The organism is Edaphobacter sp., from assembly GCF_028283685.1.
GTDB lineage: Bacteria > Acidobacteriota > Terriglobia > Terriglobales > Acidobacteriaceae > Edaphobacter.
Genome location: NZ_JAPWKF010000008.1, coordinates 59687 through 82764, shown reverse-complemented (window position 1 = coordinate 82764; position 23078 = coordinate 59687). Strand labels below are relative to the sequence as shown.

Here is a 23078-nt window from a genome sequence, read left to right as displayed (position 1 = left end):
GGGCAGCGATGATCAGACTGGCAGAGAACAGGTATGGCAAGCATCGCGTGCGCGTGGTTCGCGTGAAACGCGACAGGCCGGTGCACAGCTTCGAGGAATGGAACGTCGAGGTGCTGCTGACGGGGGACTTTCTCGACTGCTTCGAGGAGGGCGATAACGCGCGCATCATGGCAACGGACTCGATGAAGAACACGGTCTACTCGCTGGCGAAGGATACGGGGGCGACCACGATTGAGGAGTTTGCGCTGGAGCTGAGCGGCTACCTGATTGCGACGAATCCGCAGATCGATTCCGCGACGGTGAATGTTACGGGTGTGCCGTGGAGTCATCTGACGGTCGGTGGGATTGCGGCGCCTTCGGCCTTTGCGAAAGATGGCGGCGAGGTAGAGACAACAACCGTGCGGCGCGAACGCGCAGCCGTAACGGTGTTGTCGGGACTGGATAACCTGGTGATCATGAAGACGGCAAACTCGGGGTTCGAGGGGTTTCTTCGCGATGTACATACGACGCTGCCGGAGACGGCGGACAGGTTGTTCGGCACGGCGTTGCGGGCGCAGTGGAACTACATCAGCGACGAAGTGGACTTTGCTACCGCTCGCAGGACGACGCGGGATGTGCTGTTGACGGTGTTTGCGGAGCATGAGAGCAGGTCGGTGCAGCACACGTTGTATGCAATGGCAAAAGCGGCACTGGAGTCGCACGCGGCGATCGACGAGATGACGCTGACGATGCCGAACAAGCACTGTCTGCTGGTGGACCTGAGCCGGTTCGGCAAGACGAATAAGAACGAGATCTTTGTTCCGACGGAGGAGCCCTATGGATATATTGAGGCAACCATCCGGCGCGAAGACTGAGCCGGACGAGATATTGCTGCATACTGCTGCCCGGGCAGTGGACCGATGCCGCGAACTGGCGGCGATCACGGATGTTGCGGGTGAGACGACACGTACGTTTCTTTCGCCGGCGATGCGTGTGGCGATGGTACGGGTGCAGTCGTTGATGGAGGCCGCCGGGTGCAGCGTCACAATCGATGCTGCAGGCAATCTGCGTGGCCTTTACGCGGGGATGAGCGACGATGCCCCGCGGCTGTTGATTGGGTCGCACCTCGATACAGTGCCGAATGCTGGTGCGTTCGACGGCGTGCTGGGCGTGATGATTGGCCTGGCGCTGGTGGAGATGTTGCAGGGACAAAAACTGCGCTGCGCGGTGGAGCTGGTCGCGTTCTCTGAGGAAGAGGGCGTTCGTTTTCGCGTACCGTTTGTGGGCAGCAGGGCTTTGGTGGGACGCGTGGATGATGAACTGCTTGCGACGGTGGATGCGGATGGCGTGAGCGTCGGCGAGGCGATTCGAGGATTCGGGCTCGATCCGGGGCGGATGGTGGAGGCCCGCTTCAACAGGGCAGCGCGCGGATATCTCGAGTTCCATATCGAACAAGGACCAGTGCTTGAGAGCGAGGATCTTTCGCTGGGGCTGGTGGATACGATTGCGGGGCAGACGCGCGGCGAAATAGTGTTTATGGGCACGGCGAATCATGCAGGCACGACGCCGATGCGGCTGCGGCGCGATGCGGTTGCGGCGATGGCGGAATGGATCGTCGAGGTGGAGCGGGAGGCTCGTGGCAAGGATGGGCTGGTGGCGACGGTGGGACGGGTTGTGGCTGTGCCGGGCGTGGGGAATGTGATTGCGGGCGAGGCGAGGGCGAGCCTGGATGTTCGCCATGCCAACGATACGATTCGACGGAGCGCGGTCGATGCGCTGATCTCCAAGGCAGAGGAGATTGCGGACGGACGAGGACTGGGTATGGCCTGGAGCTCTTCGATGGAGCAGAGGGCAGTGGCAATGGATGCGTCGTTGACGCACATGGTGGAGAACGCGGCGAGTGCGGCGGAGGTGGCGGTGTTGCGGATGATGAGCGGAGCGGGACATGATGCGATGGTTGTCGCGGAGCGGTTGCCGACCGCGATGATCTTTCTTCGTAGCCCGGGAGGAATCAGTCATCATCCCGACGAGTTGGTGTATGAAGGTGATGTGGCAAAGGCGCTGGCGGTGGGGATGGAGTTTTTGAAGATGTTCGATCAGGCAAAGGACACACATGCATAATCTGGGAGTGACACGCAGCAGCTATAAGCCGACACATCTGTTGCAGACGCCGGATACGTTTGTTCGCACGACGCTGCCGGGGATGAAGAACGCGGTGGCGATTGTGCATGCGGCACCGCAGATGGGCGCGGGGTTCACGCAGTACACGGCGGAGTTCGAGGCGGGTGGCATGCTGGGGCCGACTCCGGGGCAGAGGTTTGTGTATGTGCTGGAAGGGGCGCTGGAGGCGGATGGCGTCGCCGGCCTGATCGGCCCGGGGGGCTATGCGTATTTTCCGGAGGGCAACGTGCACAATGTTGCCGCTACGGAGAAGAGCTGTGTGGTGGTGATTGAGAAGAGATATGTCCCGACTTCGGGAGTTGCCGCGGGGCTTGCGGTCTCGGGTAATGAGAAGGATGTGGCCTCGACGGCGTTGATGGGGGATGAGGACCTGCGGGTCCAGACACTGATTCCCGATCAGCCGCAGTATGACTTTGCGGTGAACCTGATGACGTACCAGCCGGGCGCGGCGCTGGGAATGGTGGAGATTCATGTGATGGAGCATGGGTTGTTGATGCTGGAGGGCGGCGGCATCTATCGGCTGGGCGATGAGTGGCTGCCGGTGACGAAGGGCGACTTTATATGGATGGCCCCTTACTGCCCGCAATGGTTTGGTGCGCTGGGGAAGACGCCTGCGAAGTATCTCATCTATAAGGATACGAACCGGCATCCACTGGGTGAGGTGTAACGCGATGGCGGTCACGGTCAACACGCAACGTCTGATGGGGGAGCTGGAGCATCTCGCAACGATCTCAGAGGTGGAGCCACCGGCGATCACCCGCGTTGTATACAGCGATGCGGACGGGCTGGCGCGGGAGTGGTTCGCGGGATTGTGCAGCAAGGCTGGGCTTGCGGTGCGTAACGACGCCGTCGGCAATGTGTTTGTGCGCTGGGAGGGATTGGAGCCTTCACTTCCTGCGATCGGGACGGGATCGCATATCGATGCGATCCCCTATGCCGGGGCGTATGACGGTACCGTTGGCGTGCTGGGCGGGCTGGAGGCGATTCGTTCGCTGAAGGAGAGCGGGTATCAGCCTCGGCGGTCGGTCGAGCTGCTGCTGTTTACGGCGGAGGAGCCGACGCGGTTTGGGATTGGATGTTTTGGCAGCAGGCTGCTTTCGGGTGCGCTGGATGCAGGTGCGGACCAGAGGCTGAAGGATGCAGAGGGACGGTCGCTCGAAGAGCTGCGGACGGCAGCGGGGTTCACCGGTTCCATCGAGAGCGTACGTCTCGGCGAGGACTACTATGCCGCATTTGTGGAGCTGCATATCGAGCAGGGACCGCTGCTGGAGCGTGAAGGAATCCCGATTGGCATCGTGACGAATATTGCCGCGCCTTCGGGGTTGCGGATCACGTTTGAGGGCGAGGGTGGCCATGCGGGTGCACTGTTGATGCCCTATCGCAAAGACGCGTTCTGTGCGGCGGCGGAGATTGTGCTCGCGGTGGAGAAGGCGGCGAAGGGCACAGGAGCAATCGACACGTGCGGCACGGTGGGTAAGTGCGCGATTTATCCCGGAGCGGTAAACAGCGTGCCGAGCCGCGTAGTGATGGAGGTAGATGTTCGCGATACGGATGAGGCGCGGCGGGATGGCGTTCTGACGGAGATTGGTGCTGCGTGTCGCGAGGTAGAGGAACGCCGCGGGGTGAAGATCAGCATCGAACAGGTAAATGCGGATGCCCCGGCGGAGGCCTCGCCTGCGATTGTGAATGCGATTGCGGACACTGCCGGTGAGTTGGGTGTAGCGGCTAAGAAGATGGTGAGCCGGGCGTATCACGACTCGCTGTTTATGGCGCGGATGGCGCCGATGGGGATGATCTTTATCCCGTGCCGTGATGGGGTGAGTCATCGGCCGGATGAGTATGCGTCGCCGGAAGACATTACGCGCGGCGTTGCAGTGCTGGCAGGGACGCTGGCACGGCTGGCAGCAGTGTAAATATTGCACGCCCCGCGTGGCGGGTGGGCGATAAATGCCCCTGCTTGTAGACAGAGGATGTAGGGAGTGCAGTAGACTTGGGCGCGTGCCCTGCGTGTGGGTGCGCGGCTGGGAATGCGTGCGTGCACGACCGCGGGCGGAGATCGAGACAGGTTGAGGAGGAAGAAAGAATGGCTGTAACTCGCAGGAGTTTTCTAGGTGGAGCGGCGGCGGTGGCTGCCAGCATGTCAACGCGGTTCTCCTTTGGCATGCCGTTTGGGTTACAGCCGGGAATCCAGTTGTACAGCGTGCGCCAGCAGATGGCCGAGGACTTTGAGGGTGCACTGGCGGCGGTACGTGAGGCAGGATTCGTACAGGTGGAGTCGGCGTCGCTGCCGAAGAAGCCGGCGAAGGAGATTCGCGCAGCTCTGGATAAGGCGGGACTGAAGTGCGTGAGTTCACACCGCTCGTTTGTGGATGTGACGAAGAACCTGGACGAGACGATTGAGTTTGAAAAGACGATGGGCGTAAGCTACATCATCTGCCCGGGGCCGGGACGGAAGAATCCGCCTGCGCCGGGAACCAAGGCAGGGCCACTGACGATCGAGGACTGGCAGTACAACGCAGAGTCGTTCAACACGACGGGCGCGAAGCTGAAGTCTGAGGGCATCACGTTTGGCTACCACAATCACTGGCTGGAGTTTGAGCCGGTGGATGGCAAGGTTCCTTACGAGGAGCTGCTTCGCATCTGCGATCCGAGCAAGACGACTTTCGAGCTGGACTGCGGATGGGCGATGGTAGCGGGACACAATCCTGCAGAGCTGTTCAAGAAGTATCCGCATCGCTTCTCGATGCTGCATGTGAAGGACTTCAAGCTGCCGTCAAATCCCTCGCCTGCGAACCACGAAGAGGCGAAGGTGACGGAGCTGGGGCGCGGCTCGATCGATTACAAGCCGATCTTTGCGGCGGCGGGGAAGAACCAGAAGATTACGCATGCGTTTGTAGAGCAGGAGGCCTTCGATATTCCCTGGAAGGAATCGTTGAAGGTGGATGCGGATTATCTGAAAGCGCTTTAGTTTATTGGGAGAGAGACGACGGCCATACCCTTTGCGGTGTATGGCCGTTTTTGTTTCTGATTAGCAGTTCGTTGCGCTGAGAGCGTGATTAACCCAGCTTCATGGTGTCGGGGTTCCACTCCATGATCTTGCCCTTTTCGAGTGAGAGATTGGAGAGGAGCGCGGCGCCTGCGGCGCGGAAGCCGAAGGTGGCATCCTCGATGGGCTGGCGGCGGGTGCGGACGGAGTTGAAGAAGTTCACGAAGTGGTCGTAGGTATCGTTGTAGCCGTGGGGAGCGTCGAAGCGCTCGATGTACGGGGAGACGCCTGCGGTCTGCGTGGTGCTGGGGTACTTCTTGTTGTAGTCGGCGATCGCCTCTTTCTGCATGGCGTTGGCGAAGGTGCCGACGTTGTAGCCGGGCTCCTTGGACATGGGCTTGCGGGTGAGGATAACGGAGTTGCCAGCGATCTCGATGAGGCCGTCGGAGCCGGTGAAGAGGAAGCCTTCGTTGTCGTCGGCGCCAGCGACGAAGTTGACGCGCAGGCTGAGGTTGAACTCCTGCGGGTAGTCGAAGAGCGCGAGCAGGACGTCGGGCGCGTTGCGGCCGTCCTTCCAGTAGCGGAGCCCGCCGGTGGACATGGCGCGGGTGGGGCCGGTGGAGCCGGTGATGAAGTGAGTTCCGCTGAAGAGGTGAACGAAGAGATCGCCTGCGACGCCGGAGCCGTAGTCGGACCATTTGCGCCACTGGAAGAAGCGTTCGCCGTTCCAGGGAATCTTGGGGGCGGAGCCGAGGAAACGCGGCCAGTCGCAGGTGGTGGTGTTGGCGTCCGGCGGAACGGTGTAGTCCCATGCGCCCTGCGCGGTGGAGCGATCCCAGTGGGCGGAGACCATATTGAGCTTGCCGATGGCTCCGGAGGCGAGCAGTTCCTTGGCCTTGGCATAGAGGATCGAGCTGACGCGCTGGCTGCCGACCTGGAGGATGCGGTTGTTCTTCTTCGCAGTCTCGATGAACTTGGGACCGTCAGAGTAAGCGTGAATCATCGGCTTTTCGCAGTAGACGTCCTTGCCCGCGTTCATGGCGTCGCAGGCGGCCTGCATGTGCCAATGATCCGGGGTCGCGACGATGACGGCGTCGATGTCGGGACGGGCGAGGATCTCTTTATAGTCGCGGGTGGTGAAGATATCGGCTCCCCAGAGCTCCTTGGCGTGAGTGAGACGGCCGTCGTAGCAGTCGGCAACGGCGAGGAGCTTGATGTTGGGGACCTGGAGGGCGGTGGAGGTGATGCCCTGTCCGCGAATGCCGGCGCCGATGAGCGCGACGTTGATCTTATCGTTGGGGCCGAGGGTGCGGGAAGGCGACTGCGCGAAAGCAAGAGGGCGCAGCGTCGTGGCGAGGGCGGCGGCAGCAGAAGAGTTCTGCAGGAAGCGCCGGCGACTCAGATTGGTCATGACAGTCTTCTCCAAGGGGCAGTTGATGCGCCGCCGCATGCGGTGGTTGAGCACGCGCGGCGAGAGTGCTCAGGTTTCACGAGACATCTTACATGCGCGCATGGGGTGAGTGCTTATGGCATATGCCTCAGTACGTCGGCAGCGGCCAAGCTCGCGGGGTGTTGTGCGGCTTTGATAGCATTGGCCGATTGAGCGGGTGGTCCGGCCAGTGCGATGAGATTCAGGACACCAGCTCTTTCTCACCAAAATTTATAGATTCCGGGAAGACCGCGCATGATGAATCAATTTCTGACGTGCCTTGGAGAGACGTCTGTCCGCCGCTGCGGCATGGCTGCAGTGCTGGCGTTTGCCGCGACACTGCCTGCCGTGGCGCAGCATCCCTTAGAGACGCTGCTGGTGGGTGTCGATCACCGCAATGTGACGTCGCTGAACGGCGACTGGCATTACCTGGTGGATCAGCCGCCTGCGCGCGGACTCTACACGCTGAACGGCACGGTTCGCGATAACGGCTATGCGATGAACACGCATCCGAACATCACGAGCGGACCGCACAACGAGGAGTACGACTTTTCGACCGCACCGACGATGAAGATTCCGGGCGACTGGAATACGCAGGTCCCGACGCTGTTTCACTACGAGGGCGTGGTGTGGTTTCAGAGGGACTTCGATTTCCAGCCGAAGCCGGGGACAAGGACGTTTCTGCATATCGGCGCGGCGAACTACATGTCGTACGTGTGGGTGAACCAGAAGAGGATCTGCGATCACGAGGGCGGATTTACGCCGTTCGACTGCGACGTAACGCAGGCGCTGAAGCCAGGGGCGAACTTCGTGGTGATCGCGGTGGATTCGACTCGGCATGTGGATCAGATTCCGGGGATCGGAATTGACTGGTTCAACTATGGAGGCATTCATCGCGATGTGTCGCTGGTGACGGTGCCGGACAAATTCATCGACGACTACGATGTGCACCTGAAGCACGATGCCACGTTCTCTACCGCGAATGCCGATACGCTGACGGGCTATGTGCATGTGGAGGGAGCGGCTGCGGGTACGACGGTGACGGTGAAGGTTCCCGAGGCCGGTGTGACGACGACGGCAAAGACGGATGCCGAAGGGCGTGCGGCCTTCGAGGTGAAGGCGAAGGGTCTGACGCTGTGGTCGCCGGAGACGCCGAAGCTTTATAAGGTTGAGCTGGCTTCGGGTCAGGATGCGCTGACGGATGATATCGGCTTCCGCGACATTCGCGTGGAAGGCACGAAGATCATGCTGAACGGCAAGGCGATCTTTCTGCAGGGCGCGAATATGCATGCGGAGGCTCCATACCGCGGCGGGCGCGTGAATAACGACGAGGACGTGAAGGCGATCTTCGGCTTTCTGCACGACCTGAACGCGAACTTTGTGCGGCTGTGCCACTATCCGCATGATGAGCGGATGGAGCGTGAGGCGGACCGCGATGGCGTGATGATCTGGTCGGAGATTCCAATCTGGCAGAGGATCTCGTACGACAAGCCGGAGGTGTATGCGAAGGCTGAGAACATGCTGCACGAGATGATCCGGCGGGACAGGAACAAGGCTTCAGTAATTATGTGGTCGGTATCGAATGAAACTCCGAATGAGCCGCAGCGTACAAAGTTCCTGACAAACCTGGCGAACGAGGCGCGGACGCTGGATCCGACGCGACCGATTACCTCGGCGCTGATTGGGCCGCATGCGAAGGGCAACCAGATGGTGCAGGACGATCCGCTGGCGAATGCATTGGATATCATAGGGCAGAACGAGTATGTGGGATGGTACGAGGGCAAGCCGGAGGACGCGGATACGATGGTGTGGACGCTGCCGCAGAAGCCGATCCTGATGTCGGAGTTTGGCGCAGAGGCCAAGTATGGCGTGCATGGCGGCAAGACGGAACGCTGGGCCGAGGAGCAGCAGGTGAACGTCTACGAGCACCAGTTCGTGATGATCAACAAGATCCCCCAGGTGCGCGGGCTGGTGCCGTGGGTGCTGATGGACTTCCGATCGCCGACGAGGAATATTCCCAAGCTGCAGGATGGGTATAACCGCAAGGGGCTGTTCTCGGAGAAGGGTGAGAAGAAGATGGCTTTCTATCTGTTCCAGAAGACATACAAGGAGAGGGCGGTCGGCAAGGCGGAGTAAAGGCTAGAAGCGCTGCCCGATGGTCGGGTGGCGCTTCGGGAGAGAAGCGATCTTCCGCTGCGTTGATGATGTTTTCGTGGCGATTGCGCGGATGATTCAAAACAAAAAGGAGCAGCCCTTGTGGGCTGCTCCTTTTGTTGCACTGCGTTGCCGTTTGGCTAAAAGACTAGCCTAGCAGCGAGCTGCAGCTGCCTTGGGGGAAAGGCAGAGGAGATGGTTCCGAAGTTGCTGTTGGTGGTCGTCAAGTTGAGACCGTTGAAGTTGGTGCGGTTGAGGACGTTGAAGGCGTCGGCCTGGATCTTGATACGGACGCGCTCGGTGATGGGGAAGAACTTCGAGAGCGTGACATCGGTCTGGGCCAGTCCGGGCCCCTCAACCGCACCGTAGGGTGCGTTACCGTAGTTGGCTCCGGTGGGAACGGTGAAGGGGTTGGCGCAGCCGCTGGCAGCGGTTCCGCAGACGTAGCCGTTGAGTCCGGCGTGGTTATTAGCGAGGATCTTACCGCCGTTGTAGCTGGGGCGAACGTTGCCGACGCCAAGGGCGGAGACTGCCTGCAGGTTGTAGTAGGCACCGCTCTGGAGACGGGCAACACCGCTGAGCTGCCATCCTCCTGCAACCTCGCGAACGACGATATTGTGTCCCTTGAGTTCGGGCGCCTGCGCGACGAAGGTTGCCACAAAAGCGTGGCGGCGATCGTTGGAGAGGTAGCCGTAGTTGTAGCTGAGGTTGCTCCAGTTCTCGAGGGTCTGGTTGTTGCCGTTGGAGTCGCCGAGAGCCTTGGAGTAGGTGTAGGCGATGGTGGAGGTGAGGAAGCCGGCCCGCTTGGAGGCAAAGGCCTGCAGCGAGTTGTAGTTGTAGTTGGAGGCAAAGCGGTTCATGCCAATAGAGGTGAATCCCTTATAGGGATTGGAGTAAGTGGTGTTGGTGATGCCAAGTGCGCGGTTCGCGGCCACGGTGGAGAGAGCCGGGAAGTTGATATTGGGCGTAGCAAGCTGGCCGTGCGAGACGCTGCCCACGTAGTTGAGTTCGAACAGGATCGAGCGCGAGAGCTGGCGCTGTACGCCGAGGCTGTACTGGTAGGTATACGGCGTGCGCGAGTTGGGATCGATCGCGTTGATACCGGCCTGGGTTGTGGCGGCTGCTGGCACACTGTTGAGCGTGGCCAGATTGCCGAAGTCGAGGTTGGTGTTGGAGAGGAAGGGTGCGATGTTGAGCTGCGAGAAGATCAGGTTGCCCTGCGCACGGTAGTAGAACATGCCGACGCCACCGCGGATGACGGTTTTGTCGTCCATGGAGTAGGCAAACCCGAAGCGGGGACCGAAGGAGCCGTGAGAGTTGAAGAGACCACGCGGCGCGCCGGCGGGGATGAGTGGGAAGAGCGAGGTGTTGACGTTGGGAACGCGGATCTGCTGATCGGCAGGAACACCGCTGCCAGCGCGCACCAGACCGGCGTAGGGATTGCCTCCCTTGGTGGTATCGATGCGTCCGTTGGTGAGCAGGGTGACGGGGGTGTTCCTTGCGTAGACGGCAGGATCGAAGTTGCCGATGTTGTTGCCCTGCGTGTACCAGGGGAAGATACCCTGCCAGCGGATGCCGAACTCGAGGCTCAGCTTACGGGTGGCGCGCCACGAGTCCTGCGCGAAGGCTTCAGGTTGGGTGAAGCGGAAGTGACCCATGGGATCGGCGCTGGCTTCAGAGTAGCTGCTGAAGTTTCCGAGGAAGGAGTCCGCAAGGGCATAGCACGTTGTATTTACGTTGGAGGCTCTTCCTGTGGCGCCGCAGTTCGCGGGCTGGAAGTTGGCAGTGCCGGTGTAGTTGGCGCGGCCGTTCTGGTCGACGCGGTCGCGGATGACCACAGCACCGAACTTCATCGTGTGGTTGCCCTTGATCCAGGTGAGGGTGTCGCCCACCTGGATGTCGGTGGTCGGTGAGAGCAGGGCGAAGTTGGGTCCCTGCATCCCGGCAAAGTTGGTGGTGTTTACCTGGGGAATGCCGTTGGGATACGTACCGGCGTTGGGATAGATTTTTGCAAACTCGAAGCCATAGGTCTCACGCTTCCAGTTGTCGCCGACGGGAGGTATACGCTGTGCAGCCCAGCTGGCGTTGGCCTGCGCCTGGTTGATGAGGTTGGACGATACGGCCCAGGTATAGGAGACGAGATAGCTCTGTCCGGGGCGATTGCGCTGCGTGGGCGTGGTGTTGAGGATGCCGCTGTTGGAGAAAGTGCCGAAGGGATCGATGAGGGAGTTCTTGTCATGGATCCAGCGACCATAGATGCTGTGCTTCTGGTTGATGACGTAGTCGAAGCGGACGAGATCCTGGTGAAAGTCGAACGGATTGGAGGGAGCCAGGGTGAGGTTGTTGCTGGGGATACCGCCATCGCGGAAGCTGAGGCCAGCTGCGCTGATGGTCTTGTAGACATTGGCGATGGCTCGGCCGTCGGGAGTGATCTGCGACGCGATGTTGTTGTTGGCGATGGGCGTTGCCGTGCCGGGCTGGTAGAGCTGGCCGGAGGCGTTGGAGCAGGTACCCGATGAGTTAAAGCTGCCGCCTGCACCGGTGCAGAGGGCGGAGAAGTCACCGTTGAGCATGGCGGTTGTCGGCACGGTATAGGTCGTGGCGGTGGCCTGCTGACGGAGACGCTTCCACTCTTCCCCGACGAAGAAGAAAAGTTTGTCTTTGATGATGGGACCGCCGACGAAGAAGCCGAAGTCGTTGTAGATGAGCTGTGTCTTCTTGCGTGCGATGTAGTTGGCGGAGTCGAGATAGTTGTTGCGAAGGAACTCGAAGGCGCCGCCGTGGAAGGCGTTGGTGCCGGACTTGGTGACGATGTTGAAGGTCGGGCCGGAGTTGCGTCCGTACTCGGCGGAGGCGTTCGAGGTATCGATCTTGACCTCGCTGATGAAGTCGGGGCCGACGTTGTTCATGAGCGAGCCATTGGAGCCGGAGGCCTGGTTGAACGCTCCATCGACAGTGAGGTTGCCGGTATCGCCACGGTTGCCGTTGATGGTCTGGTTGGTGGAAGCCAGCGAAGTAGTGACGGAGAAGATGTCGGGGTTGGTGACGACGGCTCCGGGGATGAGGGTGAGCAGCTGGGTGTAGTTGCGGCCGTTGAGAGCGAGGTTTTCGACCTGCTTGGAGTCGATGACGCGGGCGACTTCGCCGGATGTGGTGTTGAGCGTCTCGATGGCGCCGCCCTGAACTTCAACGACCTCGTTGGCCTGACCGATCTGCAGAATGAAGTTAGAGGTGACCTTGGCATCGGCGGTAATGTAGACGCCGGACTGCTGCGCGGTGCGGAAGCCGGTCTTGGTGACGGAGATTGAATACTCGCCGATGGGAAGGTTGGTGGCGATGTACCCGCCGCCTGCGTCAGAGGTGATGACGCGCTTGTTCTGCGTGCCATTGGCAGTGATGGTGATCTGGGCCTCGGGGACGGCTGCTCCGGTGGGATCGTCGACAGAACCTGAGATCTGACCAAAGCTACTTTGGGCGTTGGCAGAGAGAGAAGTAACGGCAAGGGCGATGGTGAGCATAAGCGCACCGATCACTCGTGAAAATTTGAACTGCATGGTTGCCTCCATTAATTTCATGAACGAACTATGTGCGTCGCGAAGGTCGTATCGAAGCTGCCCTCGCTGAATACCTGACGCACAATGAATGCGTGAACAGAAGATTTTTCTGTCACCGTAAAAAACTGTTCGCAAAAGCGCCCACCATTAACCGGTTTACCCATGGGCATTGTCAAGACCCATCAGGGTTAGAGGAAGCTGCACTATAATTTCGCTTCGTATCGGCAAGGATTTTTTCAGAAACAGGAGAGTGGGGCGGGATGCCATCAGCAGGAGACGCAGGCGGTCGCAGGAGATTTCTTAAGAGTGCTTTTGCAGCAGGCGCGGGAGTTGCGATGCCGCTGCGGGCGGAGATGCAGATGCCGGCCGGAGAGCTGAAGGACGATCGAGCGTACTGGATCGATGTGATGCAGAGGGTCTCGGACCCGGTGCTGGAGGCCGTGAGCAGGGAGCAGCTGCGCGCAAAGATGCCGGTGGAGGCCGTGGCGGGAGTCGTGGAAGAACGGCGGAAGTCGACCCACCTGGAGGCATTTGGACGCCTGCTGTGCGGCATCGCGCCGTGGCTGGAGGGAACGGCTGCGAACAGGAAAGAAGCTGCACTGCAGTCGAAATATCGCGAGTGGGCGCGGCTGGGGATTCAGCATGGGACGAATCCGAAGTCGGCCGACTACATGAACTTTGGCATGACCTCGCAGTCGGTCGTGGACGCTGCGTTTTTCGTGCTGGGCATTCTGCGAGCGCCGAAACAGCTATGGGAGCCGCTGGATGCGACGACGAAGACTAATGTAATCAAAGCGCTGGAAGCAACACGACAGGTGTTGCCGGGACAGTCGAACTGGCTGTTGTTTTCAGCGATGGTCGAAGCAGGGCTGTGCTTTATGGGCGCGTGGTGGGATTCGCTGCGCGTGGACTATGCGCTGGAGATGCATAAGGAGTGGTATCTGGGCGATGGCGTGTATGGCGACGGCAGAAATTTTCACTGGGACTACTACAACAGCTACGTGATTCAGCCGCTGATGATGAAGGTGCTGGAGACGGTACCTGCGAAGTCGTCGATGTGGACGACGATGAAGCCGGTGGTGTGGGAGCGCGCGCAGCGGTATGCGGCGATCCAGGAGAGGCTGATCAGCCCGGAGGGTACGTTTCCGGCGATAGGGCGTTCGATCACGTATCGCTTCGGCGCGTTCCAGTTGCTGAGCGACGTTTCGCTGCGTAAAGAGCTGCCGGAAGGGGTGACGCCGGAGCAGGTTCGCTGCGCACTGACGGCGGTGATGCGCAGGATGATCGAGCGGCCGGGGACCTTCGACGAGAGCGGCTGGCTGCGCATTGGATTTGCCGGGCATCAGCCGGGTATGGGCGAGGCGTATATCTCGACGGGAAGCCTCTATCTTTGCGCCGCGGCATGGCTGCCGCTTGGCCTGCCGGAGAGCGATGCATTCTGGTCGGGTCCGGCGAAACCGTGGACCGAGGTGAAGGTGTGGAACGGAGAAGATCTTAAGGCAGATCACGCGATCGCAGGATGACGTGCGTTGGAGACGTCACCGATGGTCATTTCCCTGCCCTTCGAGCTGACGGCCTGCATTGAGAAGCCACTCACTCGAACTCGGGTGAAGAGTTTGCAGGTGCAGCCGCAGCAGTTTTTGCCGAGGCCAGAGGCAATTAGCTTTTGCGAAGCGCATCGCGGCGTATTAAGCTTGAAGGAACGGAAGAGTGGCCGAGTGGTTGATGGCTCCAGTCTTGAAAACTGGCGTACTCGAAAGGGTATCGGGGGTTCGAATCCCTCCTCTTCCGCCATTACTACCCTTTCAAAACCTCTAAAACCAAGCTCAAAATAGCGATTCGCCAGAATCTACAGGTATTTGGTGGCGATACGACTTTAAGTCGGATCGCCGATTCTCTGCTCCTCAGAACCAGATGGAAGGCTCTCAAACGAATTGAGGGTCACCAAACGAGTCCTTTATATCTACTGGAAAAGAAGCGTTACAAGGATACCCGTGCTCGTGTAGGCAGAAAGGCTGCCCAAGAGACCGGTCACATCTCAAAGGAAGCATTACCTTCTACTATCGGATGCAGCGCACCTGCATGTGATTGGTCTTGTGATTTGAGAGCGCGGCCGCCCGTTCCAGCCCAGGTTCTCGTCCAACGGCGCGAAACGATCCTCATCATGACAAAGATGCAGCAGGCAAGTCCGGAATAGATGACGAAGCCTATCGCGTACGAGCCGGTATGCTGCTTGGCCTGTCCGAGCAGATTGGGAAGTATCCCTCCGCCGAGAGCACCGATCTCACCGATCATGCCACCTGCTACTGCAGTGGTCAGGGGCCAACGAAGAGGGACGAGCTGGAAGGTCGCGCCATTGCCTGCCCCCAGGGCGGCGAAGCAGAGCATGAAGAGCAGCGTAGTCGCGGCGAGCGACGGCGACGCCAGAAGGCCGAGCAGGCCGACGATAACGACAAGGAATACGCCAGACAGTGTGGTGATGCCGCCGAAACGATCGGCGAGGTAACCACCTGCCACGCGCGTGAGTGAGCCGGTGAGGGTAGCGAGAACGGTAAGCGAACCGGCCTGAATCTTTGAAACATGGAACTGGGAGTAATAGAACGATGGCAGAAAGGTTGCGAGTCCGAGGAAGCCGCCAAAGGTGATGACATAGATCAGATTGAAGGCCCAGCCGTCCTTCTCCCACAAGCAGGAGAGGTGGTCGCGCAGGCTCTGGTGTTCGATGTCCGGTGGCTCCTTGGCGAAGACGATCATGACGGTAAGAGGAAGCAGCATCGCCAAGGCGGCGAAGCCGTAGACCGTCTGCCACCCGAAGTGCTGTGCCAATCGCGGAGCGAGCAAAGCAGCCAGAGCTGTCCCACTGTTTCCAGCTCCAGCGATCCCCATGGCCAGCCCCTTGTGTTCTTTGGGGAACCATCCTGAACCGAGTGAGAGTGCGACGCCAAAGCTTGCACCAGCAACACCGAGCAGGACACCCATCGCGAGGATGTCGTGAAACGTGTTGACGAAGAAGAAGCCATAGGCCAGCGCGAGCACGATGGCAGACATCTCGACGATGGCAGCGTTTTTGCGTCCTATGTATTGCGAGATCACTCCAAGGGGAAATCGCATGAGCGCGCCGGCAAGAGTGGGAATGGATATCATCAACCCGATCTGTGCCGGGGTGAGGTGAAACTGGTCCGAGATGAACGGCCCCATCGCGCCATTGAGAACCCATACCGCGAACGAGAAGTCGAAGTAGAGAAACGCGCTGAAGAGGGTTGGCGGGTGTCCGGACTTCAGAAAGGTTCTCAAGTTGGCCATGGTTTTTTCTCCTGAATGATGTGGGGCGAGCGACTACGCGTGACGGCTTGAGGAAGATGGCCGACGGTTACGCAGCGGTGTTCGTTCAATGCGGACGGCACACTGTTTGAAGTTGGGCTCTCGCGAGATAGGATCGAAGGCACCGAGAGTGACGATGTTCGAGTTGGACTCAGAGAAGTGGAAGGGCATAAAGACCTGACCAGGCGCGACGATTCCAGTGATGCGGAGCTCGACGTCGTAGACGGACCCTCGTCGACTTTTTACGGTGACGCGATCGTGCGGCCGAAGATCAAGACGTTTGGCGTCGAGCGGATTCATCTCCAGCCATGCATTGGGCACCATGCTGTTTAGCACTGCAACCTCCGCAGTCTTGGTGCGCGTATGCCAGTGTTCGACGGTGCGACCGGTATTGAGAATGAAGTCGAAGTCTGTGTCGGGCTGCTCGGCAAAAGGATCGCAGGGAACGGCGTGGAGACGGGCTCGCCCATCGGGCGTGGCGAAGACACCATCGCGGTAAAGGGATGTTCCGCCCCACTGCAGTCCGCCGGAATCTTCGATCTGTTGCCAGGTGAAGCCGGAGTAGTCACACATACGCCCTTTGGAGACGCGCTGCCACTCGAGAAAGGCATCGTGTGTGGTGGTCCAACCGGGATAAAGCTCTTCTCTTACCCCGAGGCGCGATGCGATGTCGAGGAAGATCTCGAAGTCGGTTCTTGCCTCGCCCGGCGGCGAGACAGCGGCATTCACCTTCGAGACGCGACGCTCGGAGTTGGTGTAGGTCCCTTCTTTTTCGCCCCAGATGGCAGCGGGCAGAACAAGATCTGCAAACTCTGTGGTGGGCGTGGGATGAAAGCCATCTTGTACGACGAGAAACTCAAGGGAACGAAAGGCGTGCTCGAGGAGTTTGTAATTAGGAAAAGAGACGGCGGGGTTTGTGGCGATGAACCACATGGCCTTGATGCGTCCCTGGACAGCGGCCTCGATCATGTCTGGATATGCAAGGCCGCGTGCGACAGGAATGCGATCGGCGTTGATATTCCAAATCTCTGCAAGAGCTTCGCGGTCGGCTTCGTTATCGAACTTGCGGTAGCCGGGCAGAGAGGAGGTGAAGCCGGTTTCGCGCGTGCCCATCGCGTTGCACTGCCCCGTGATGGAGAAGGGAGAGGCTCCGCTGCGGCCGATATTGCCGGTGATAAGCGCAAGATTGTTGATTGCCGCGACAGTCACCGAACCCTGTGTCGAGTGGTTGACACCCATCGTCCATCCGATGAAGGCGGACCTGGCACGTCCGTAGAGCAAAGCTAAGTCGATGATCTGTTGTTCGGTGAGGCCGGTAACAGCGGCCACGTGCGAGGGTGTGAACGGCGATAAGAATTGCGATAACTCTTCGAAGCCGACGGTGTGTTGAGCGATGTAGTCGTGGTCGATGAGATCTTCGCGGATGAGGATATGCGCGATGCCGTTAAGAAGAGCTATGTCGGAACGCGGCTTGATCGCCAGATGCGTGTCGGCCATCATCGCAGTCTTCGTTACGCGCGGATCGACAACAACGAGTGTACGGGGCTTGGTGCCTGGTGACGTTCGATCGACGCGATGGCAGAGAATGGGATGGTTGTCGGCGATGTTGGCCCCGATCAGCAAGATAACGTCGGCGTTCTCCATATCGGCGTAGGAGCCAGGAGGGCCATCTGAGCCGAAAGAGAGCTTGTAGCCAGAGACAGCTGAGGCCATACAGAGTGTGGTATTGCCGTCGTTGTTGCGGGTCTTGAATCCGAGTTGAACGAGTTTCCCCAGCGTGTAGGTCTCTTCAGACAACAGCTGTCCGGTTCCGACGACTCCGAGAGCTTCGTTGCCGTGACGTGATTGAATGTCACGGATGCGCGCAACCATGGTGTCGAGTGCTTCGTCCCATGAGACGGGAACGAGCTGGCCATCTTTGCGCAGGAGAGGCTGGCGCGCTCGCCCTGGAGCGCTGAGGATGTGATGTTCTGAAAGTCCTTTTGGGCAGAGCTTGCCCTGGTTGACGGGATGGTCAGGATTGCCACGGACGGCAACAGCTTTGTTGTCGCGTATACCGAGAAGCATGCCGCAGCCGACGGAGCAGTAGCCGCAGGTGGTCTTGACCCAGCGCTCGGCGACACGCGACTCGGAGATATGGCCGTAGACGGGATCCTGTGCGTAGGCGTACTTCTCGCGCTGCGTGTCGATACCGGTGAGGCGTTTGAGCCGCTTGAAAGGAGAGAGGCTCATGCATGCACCTGCCGGATAAAGGTTAGCGCCATATTCAGAGGAACAACGGAGACGAAGAAGAGGTAGCGTGAGGCCATGACGGCCGCGAGTGCAGCGGGAAGCGCGAGCAGCGGCTGTCCAGTGAGCGACAGGAAGAGAGCGAGGCCAAGGAAGGCGAAGCTGACGAGAAAAGTTCCGCGCAGGTCTTCGGTATTGAGCAGTGAAGCCGCTGCCCGGCGTTCATAAATATTGGAGTTGTGAAGAACGATGGTGCGAAGGATGTGGTTGAGTATCCATAGAACGGAGACCACTACGATCGCTGTAGCAGGTATGGATGATGCTCTCTGCGTCGGCTGGAATGCGGCCAACTGGGGCAGGCGAGAGAGAGCAGATGCGAGATGGCTGAGTGCGGAGATGGCGATGACTCCAAGAACTGCCGAGCTCAGCAGGAAATCAACGGGCGTGTGGCGCATGTTCCACGCTGGTCTTGCGGGGACAAGATAGATGCGCGCACTGGCGAGGATACCCGCAATGCCGCACAGGGATGCAAGGATCTGAGCGAGTGTGAAGACGCTATCGGAGACAAGCCAAAAGTTCGTGGAGCGAAGCCACGCAAGTGCGGTGAGCACGGTAAGAGAGCTGAAGAAAAGTCCGAATAGAAGCACCTCTCGGGATAGCCACGAGCGACGCCACATCTTCAGAGCGCGCCACGCATAGGCAGGACGGCCGAGATGGAGCACGGAGATATTCAGAGTGAAGACCGTCAGCACAAAAATTAGAGAGAGCAGAATAGGATCGGTGCGGTGAGTTACGACTGCTGTGACCAAAGCTCCGACGGAAAGCTGAATCAGTGAGGTCATCCAAACGAGCGACCAGTGCGGGTGCTCGGGGCGCAGGGTTTCGATGTCGACCTTCTCGAGCGGTGCACTCGCTCTGGCGGGAAGTGTGATGCGGGTGGTGGATAGTGTCTGCCCGGCGTTGGGCATGCCGGGAGCATCCGCGCTGGCGTGATCGCAGCGCCAACCGAGCTGGTCAACGATCTCAATCTCAATTGCATTCTCGGGGCAGGCGTTGACACAGGCAGGCTCGAGACCGGTGGTCAGGCGTCCGTGGCACATATCGCACTTGCCCACGACGCCGCGCTCCGGATTGAACTGCGGTACAGAGTAAGGGCAGTTCCAAACGCAGTACTGGCAGCCAATGCAGGCCTCGGCAGAGTGCAGAACGATGCCGGTAACAGGATCTTTCTTGTAGGCATCGACGGGGCATCCGCGCAGGCAGTCAGCGGAGAGGCAATGGTTGCATCCCATCGAGAGGTAAAAGCGGCTGGTGAGAGGCCAGGTGCCGCCTTCGATCTCACCGACACGACGCCAGTGGATGTCTGCGGGGTTTCCGTTTTGCTCATTGCAGGCAACCTCGCAGGAGCGACACCCGATGCAACGAGTCATGTCGAAGTGAAAGCGATATTGCTCGCCGTGCTTGAGAGCGCGTGCAGGGATCAGGGATGGCTTCGCTTCGAGCGCTGGCGCGATTTCATTCGGCATCGGTCCAATACTGAGTCCATGCTCTGTCAGGCGAACGAGCGTGGGCTGTATGCCTGAACTTGCGATCTCGTGGAGCGGGAGAGACATGGCTTCCTCGTTACGTAAAGCGATTTAGTAAACGTCGCGGTGATAGCGGTTCTGGTCTTTGAGCTCTGCAACGTACTCGCTGGCCGCATCTGCGGTCATCGAACCGTGATCGCGAACGATCTCGTGCAGAGCGCTATCGACGTCTTTAGCCATGCGCGAGGCATCGCCACAGACGTAGACAGTGGCGCCGTCCTCAAGCCAGCGAAAGAATGCGGCCCCCTGCTCGCGCATGCGATCCTGCACGTAGATCTTTCGTTCCTGATCGCGTGAAAACGCGAGATCGAGCCGGGAGAGATGGCCATCTTTGTGCATGGCTTCCAGCTCATCGCGGTAGAGGAAATCTGTTGCGGCGGAACGTTCGCCAAAGAAGAGCCAGTTGCGCCCCCCGTGCTGCAGCGCGCGGCGCTCGTGCAGGAAGGAGCGGAAGGGAGCGATGCCTGTTCCGGGGCCGATCATAATCATCGGTGCTTCTTGATCGGCGGGAAGACGAAAACGTTTGTTGGCCTGGATATAGACAGGAAGCGATTCCCCTGTCTGTCTGCGGTCGGCCAGGAGCGTGGAGCAGACGCCGCCGCGCTGCCTGTTATTCGATTGATAGCGGACGACAGCAACGGTGGTGTGAATTTGGCCGGCGTGCGCTGCGGGGCTGGAGGAGATGGAGTAGAGACGCGGGCTGAGGCGAGGAAGCATCGCTACGAGATCCGCCGGTTCGCGAAGAATTCCAGGGTAGTCGTGAAGCAGGTCGATCAGGCCGCGATCGTAGGTGTAGGCTTCGAAGTTTGTCAGCTGGCTGGGAGAGAGCAGGTCGAAGAGCAGGCGGCAGTTGCCGATCGTCGCGTAAGCCTCGACCATCCTCCGGCTCAGGCGCGTAATTTGCAGATGCTGGAGTAGAGCATGACGAAGCGGCGTTGCTCCGTCCCTGGGCAGCTGAACATCGACGGCTCCCTCGAACTTCAGAGTGTGGAGAAGCTCTTCGACCAGCGACGGGTCATTTTGTGCGATGACACCGCAGGCATCGCCAGCCTCGTAGCTCATGGGAGAGTCACGGATATCGAATGCAATGTGAAGTGTCTGCTTGGACGAGATCTCGCTGGTGAGAGGACGTTTCTCGATCAGCGAAGCCAGGTAAGGATTCTCGCGACTAGGAGCCGGCGGCCCGTCCTTCTTCACAGGGAGAGCTGAGCCAACGGCCGAGGCCGAAACACGCGCCTGCCCACTCTTCGGGTTCGCCAGTCCATCAAGCGATTGGTAGAGGATGCCTTTCCAGGCCGCAACGCTCTCGTCAAGATCAACATCGCAATCCACCCTCTCGCAGAGTCTGGTGCCTGCAAGAGAAGCCAGCCTCTTGTCGAGCTCGACGCCAAAGCGGCAGAAGTGCTCGTAGCTGCGATCGCCGAGTGCGAGTACGGCGTAGGTGAGATTTTCCGCGCATGGAAAGTGCTGGAGGCAAAGCTGGTCGTAGAAGGGCTTCGCCGATTCAGGTGGTTCGCCTTCGCCATACGTGCTGGCGATGATGATGGCATAACGTTCGGCAAAGAGTGCTGCTGGCGTATAGCCTTCGAGCGAGTTGAGAGAAGCGACGTGCCCTTTGCCATTTAGCTCTTTGACGAGCTTACGGGCCAGCCCTTCTGCCGTTCCCGACTGCGAGGCATAGAGGACGACAATCTTCAGCGAGTGCGATGGTTCGAGGGCAGGAGCTGCTGCGATGGTCTGCGAAAAGAGCCCTGCGAGAAAGCCATTGAGCCAGTTGCGCTGCTCAGGAGTGAAGGGTGCATTGTCTGGAATGAACGGTACGGTCTGCATGACTACACCACCTCCTGATGGCAGAAGGATCGAAGCTCTTCGATGTCGTGGCGACGAGTGAATTCGAGGAAGGTCTCGCTCTCTTTGCGCCGGAAAAGATAAGCGTGAAACAAGCCATCGAGTTTTGGAGCAAGATTGCTAAAACGAATGGAAGAGATCAGCTCGCGTCCGAGTCCTTGGTCGTTATCGGCTCCTCCTCCGATGAGCACCTGATAGCCTTCTTCTCCGCCGACCTTCACGCCCATCAGGCCGATGTCACCGATGTAGTGTTGCGCACAGGAGTTGTTGCAGCCGGTGACGTGCAGATTGATGGCCTGATCGAGAATGGGAAATCGTTCATCGAGGTGCCGAGCAAGAGACACAGCATGCGATTTGGTGTCGGCGGCAGCGAAACGGCACCCCTTGTTGCCCGTGCAAGCAACGGTTCCACTCAGAACAGTGCCTGCTTCGTAACTGAGATCGGCAGCCAGGATCGCGTGGCACGCTTCATCGAGTTTGTCAGCGTCGATATTGGGGATGATGAGGTTCTGCCATACCGTGAGGCGCAGCTCGCCGGAGCCGAAGCGGTCGGCAATCTCGGCGATGGCACGCATCTTGTCGGATGGGAGCTGGCCGACTGGAACCGAGATACCGATGTAGCGAAGCTGAGGCTGCAGCTGGGCATGAATACCAAGATGGGCATGACGATCAATCGGGCCGCGAGGTTCACACTCGGCGATGGGGACTCGGATAAGTGGAAAGGCGAGAACCTTTTCAGTCTCCTCAAGAAAGCGCTCAACTCCCCACCGATCAAGAAGGTACTTGAGTCGCGCCTTCTTTCGATTGGTGCGATCGCCATGTTGGACGAAGACGCGGATCATGGCAGCGGCTACGGCGACGGTTTCCTGGGGACGCAGCAGAAGTCCGCAGTCGCTGGCGAACTGGCGATGTCCAGTGATGCCTGAGAGCACGACGCGGAAGTAGATGCCGGCCGGGATGCTGTGCCCCTCAGTAACGCGGACGGCCAGGAAGCCGATGTCGTTGGTGTCGGCGAGTGCGGTGATGGTGCCGCCGTTATCGAAGGCGATGTTGAACTTGCGGGGCAGATCATACATGGCGCGGGTGTTGGTGATGTATGCCTGCATGGCGCCCGCGAGAGGGGCGACATCTATAAGTTCCCTCGGGTCGAGGCCGGTGATGGGTGAGGCTGTGATGTTGCGGATGTTGTCGGCACCAGAGCCCTTCGAGGTGAGCCCCAGCGATTGGATCTCGTAGAGGGTAGAGGCGATGTGCCGGGGAGCAAAGCCGCGTAACTGAATGTTGCTGCGCGTGGTCAGATCGGCTCGGCAGACACCGTAGTCATCCGAGATCCGGGCGAGTCCGCGCATCTGGTGGGAGCTAAGGATGCCTCCCGGGACACGAAGGCGCAGCATGAAGGAGTCCTGTGCAGGAGCGACGTGAAAGAGGCCGTGATACTTCAGGCGGAAACGATCCTCTTCGTTCGGAAATCGGTCCTGGTTGCTGTACTCGAGAAGCTTGTCCCAGATCTCGACTGGATCCTGCTGATACTTCCATTGCTCTTCCCGTGAGAGGTCGGAGACGGGTGTATCGAACCAGGTTGGTTCTTCTTCGGGAGATGCCTGATTGACGAGCTGTGATGCAGGGTCCGCGGTGATACGGCCGTCGGTTGTGTGGCCGACGAATGGCAGCGTGAAGCCGCGCTGCACGACGCCGGCAAAGAATCCCTGAAGATACTCTTTCTGCTCCGTCGTGAACTCTTCCGAATGGATGATTGCGTTGCTGCTCATTCTCTAAAACTCCTTGAACCGGCACCTTCTCGTGAAACAAGC

Annotated in this window: 14 protein-coding genes and 1 tRNA gene; 8 read left to right on the top strand and 7 right to left on the bottom strand. The window is 59.5% G+C overall.

Annotated elements, in window-relative coordinates; translation table 11 throughout:
• The first annotated feature begins 8 nt into the window (after positions 1–8).
• From pucL to PW789_RS15320, 5 genes are all read left to right on the top strand, one after another.
• Positions 9–854: a factor-independent urate hydroxylase gene (pucL, locus tag PW789_RS15340; RefSeq protein ID WP_299378054.1), complete on the top strand. Its 846-nt coding sequence runs from the start codon at positions 9–11 to the stop codon at positions 852–854.
• Positions 817–2100 carry an allantoate amidohydrolase gene (locus PW789_RS15335; RefSeq protein ID WP_299378051.1) on the top strand — a complete coding sequence of 428 codons (1284 nt, stop codon included), beginning with the start codon at positions 817–819 and terminating at the stop codon, positions 2098–2100. Before pucL ends, PW789_RS15335 begins: the two co-directional genes overlap by 38 nt.
• A complete protein-coding gene (gene allE / locus PW789_RS15330) occupies positions 2093–2827 on the top strand; it encodes a (S)-ureidoglycine aminohydrolase (protein ID WP_299378048.1) in 735 nt (244 codons plus the stop codon). The genes PW789_RS15335 and allE overlap by 8 nt, the downstream gene beginning before the upstream one ends.
• 4 nt (positions 2828–2831) lie before the next feature.
• Positions 2832–4073 carry a M20 family metallo-hydrolase gene (locus PW789_RS15325; RefSeq protein WP_299378045.1) on the top strand — a complete coding sequence of 414 codons (1242 nt, stop codon included), beginning with the start codon at positions 2832–2834 and terminating at the stop codon, positions 4071–4073.
• A gap of 170 nt (positions 4074–4243) precedes the next feature.
• Entirely contained in the window at positions 4244–5128 is an 885-nt protein-coding gene (locus tag PW789_RS15320; protein WP_299378042.1) for a sugar phosphate isomerase/epimerase, read from the top strand.
• 88 nt (positions 5129–5216) lie between these two features.
• On the opposite strand, the gene PW789_RS15315 is transcribed toward PW789_RS15320, so the two are convergent.
• The gene (locus PW789_RS15315; protein ID WP_299378039.1) at positions 5217–6557 is read right to left on the bottom strand and encodes a Gfo/Idh/MocA family oxidoreductase; all 1341 of its coding nucleotides are present in this window, start codon (positions 6555–6557) and stop codon (positions 5217–5219) included.
• Positions 6558–6830: 273 nt separating this feature from the next.
• On the opposite strand from PW789_RS15315, the gene PW789_RS15310 reads away from it, so the two are divergent.
• Positions 6831–8711, top strand: coding sequence for a glycoside hydrolase family 2 protein (locus tag PW789_RS15310; RefSeq protein WP_299378037.1), 1881 nt, complete (start codon positions 6831–6833; stop codon positions 8709–8711).
• A gap of 158 nt (positions 8712–8869) precedes the next feature.
• On the opposite strand, the gene PW789_RS15305 is transcribed toward PW789_RS15310, so the two are convergent.
• On the bottom strand, positions 8870–12283 hold the full coding sequence (locus PW789_RS15305; RefSeq protein WP_299378034.1) for a carboxypeptidase regulatory-like domain-containing protein: 3414 nt from the start codon (positions 12281–12283) through the stop codon (positions 8870–8872).
• A 260-nt stretch (positions 12284–12543) separates the two neighbouring features.
• Between PW789_RS15305 and PW789_RS15300 the strand changes: the two genes are divergently transcribed.
• On the top strand, positions 12544–13806 hold the full coding sequence (locus PW789_RS15300) for a DUF2264 domain-containing protein (RefSeq protein ID WP_299378031.1): 1263 nt from the start codon (positions 12544–12546) through the stop codon (positions 13804–13806).
• A gap of 181 nt (positions 13807–13987) precedes the next feature.
• Positions 13988–14077 (top strand) — tRNA-Ser (locus PW789_RS15295).
• Between the two features lie 237 nt (positions 14078–14314).
• Here the strand turns inward: PW789_RS15295 and PW789_RS15290 are convergent.
• From PW789_RS15290 to PW789_RS15270, 5 genes are read right to left on the bottom strand one after another with little or no spacing between them, the layout of a single operon-like run.
• Positions 14315–15586, bottom strand: a complete 1272-nt coding sequence (locus PW789_RS15290) for a nitrate/nitrite transporter (protein WP_299378028.1) — start codon at positions 15584–15586, stop codon at positions 14315–14317.
• A gap of 33 nt (positions 15587–15619) precedes the next feature.
• A complete protein-coding gene (locus PW789_RS15285; RefSeq protein ID WP_299378026.1) occupies positions 15620–17836 on the bottom strand; it encodes a molybdopterin-dependent oxidoreductase in 2217 nt (738 codons plus the stop codon).
• Positions 17833–19446, bottom strand: coding sequence for a DmsC/YnfH family molybdoenzyme membrane anchor subunit (locus tag PW789_RS15280; protein WP_299378024.1), 1614 nt, complete (start codon positions 19444–19446; stop codon positions 17833–17835). Before PW789_RS15280 ends, PW789_RS15285 begins: the two co-directional genes overlap by 4 nt.
• A gap of 24 nt (positions 19447–19470) precedes the next feature.
• The gene (locus tag PW789_RS15275; RefSeq protein WP_299378021.1) at positions 19471–21249 is read right to left on the bottom strand and encodes a sulfite reductase subunit alpha; all 1779 of its coding nucleotides are present in this window, start codon (positions 21247–21249) and stop codon (positions 19471–19473) included.
• Between the two features lie 2 nt (positions 21250–21251).
• Entirely contained in the window at positions 21252–23036 is a 1785-nt protein-coding gene (locus tag PW789_RS15270) for a NirA family protein (RefSeq protein WP_299378018.1), read from the bottom strand.
• Positions 23037–23078 lie beyond the last annotated feature (42 nt).

Bases quoted from the DNA above. Each gene is read 5' to 3' on its own strand.
- PW789_RS15320 (WP_299378042.1), top strand. From the start codon at position 4,244: ATGGCTGTAACTCGCAGGAGTTTTCTAGGTGGAGCGGCGGCGGTGGCT.
- PW789_RS15310 (WP_299378037.1), top strand. From the start codon at position 6,831: ATGATGAATCAATTTCTGACGTGCCTTGGAGAGACGTCTGTCCGCCGC.
- PW789_RS15300 (WP_299378031.1), top strand. From the start codon at position 12,544: ATGCCATCAGCAGGAGACGCAGGCGGTCGCAGGAGATTTCTTAAGAGT.
- allE (WP_299378048.1), top strand. From the start codon at position 2,093: ATGCATAATCTGGGAGTGACACGCAGCAGCTATAAGCCGACACATCTG.
- PW789_RS15270 (WP_299378018.1), bottom strand. From the start codon at position 23,036: ATGAGCAGCAACGCAATCATCCATTCGGAAGAGTTCACGACGGAGCAG.
- PW789_RS15315 (WP_299378039.1), bottom strand. From the start codon at position 6,557: ATGACCAATCTGAGTCGCCGGCGCTTCCTGCAGAACTCTTCTGCTGCC.
- PW789_RS15290 (WP_299378028.1), bottom strand. From the start codon at position 15,586: ATGGCCAACTTGAGAACCTTTCTGAAGTCCGGACACCCGCCAACCCTC.
- PW789_RS15280 (WP_299378024.1), bottom strand. From the start codon at position 19,446: ATGTCTCTCCCGCTCCACGAGATCGCAAGTTCAGGCATACAGCCCACG.
- PW789_RS15335 (WP_299378051.1), top strand. From the start codon at position 817: ATGGATATATTGAGGCAACCATCCGGCGCGAAGACTGAGCCGGACGAG.
- PW789_RS15325 (WP_299378045.1), top strand. From the start codon at position 2,832: ATGGCGGTCACGGTCAACACGCAACGTCTGATGGGGGAGCTGGAGCAT.
- PW789_RS15285 (WP_299378026.1), bottom strand. From the start codon at position 17,836: ATGAGCCTCTCTCCTTTCAAGCGGCTCAAACGCCTCACCGGTATCGAC.
- pucL (WP_299378054.1), top strand. From the start codon at position 9: ATGATCAGACTGGCAGAGAACAGGTATGGCAAGCATCGCGTGCGCGTG.
- PW789_RS15305 (WP_299378034.1), bottom strand. From the start codon at position 12,283: ATGCAGTTCAAATTTTCACGAGTGATCGGTGCGCTTATGCTCACCATC.
- PW789_RS15275 (WP_299378021.1), bottom strand. From the start codon at position 21,249: ATGCAGACCGTACCGTTCATTCCAGACAATGCACCCTTCACTCCTGAG.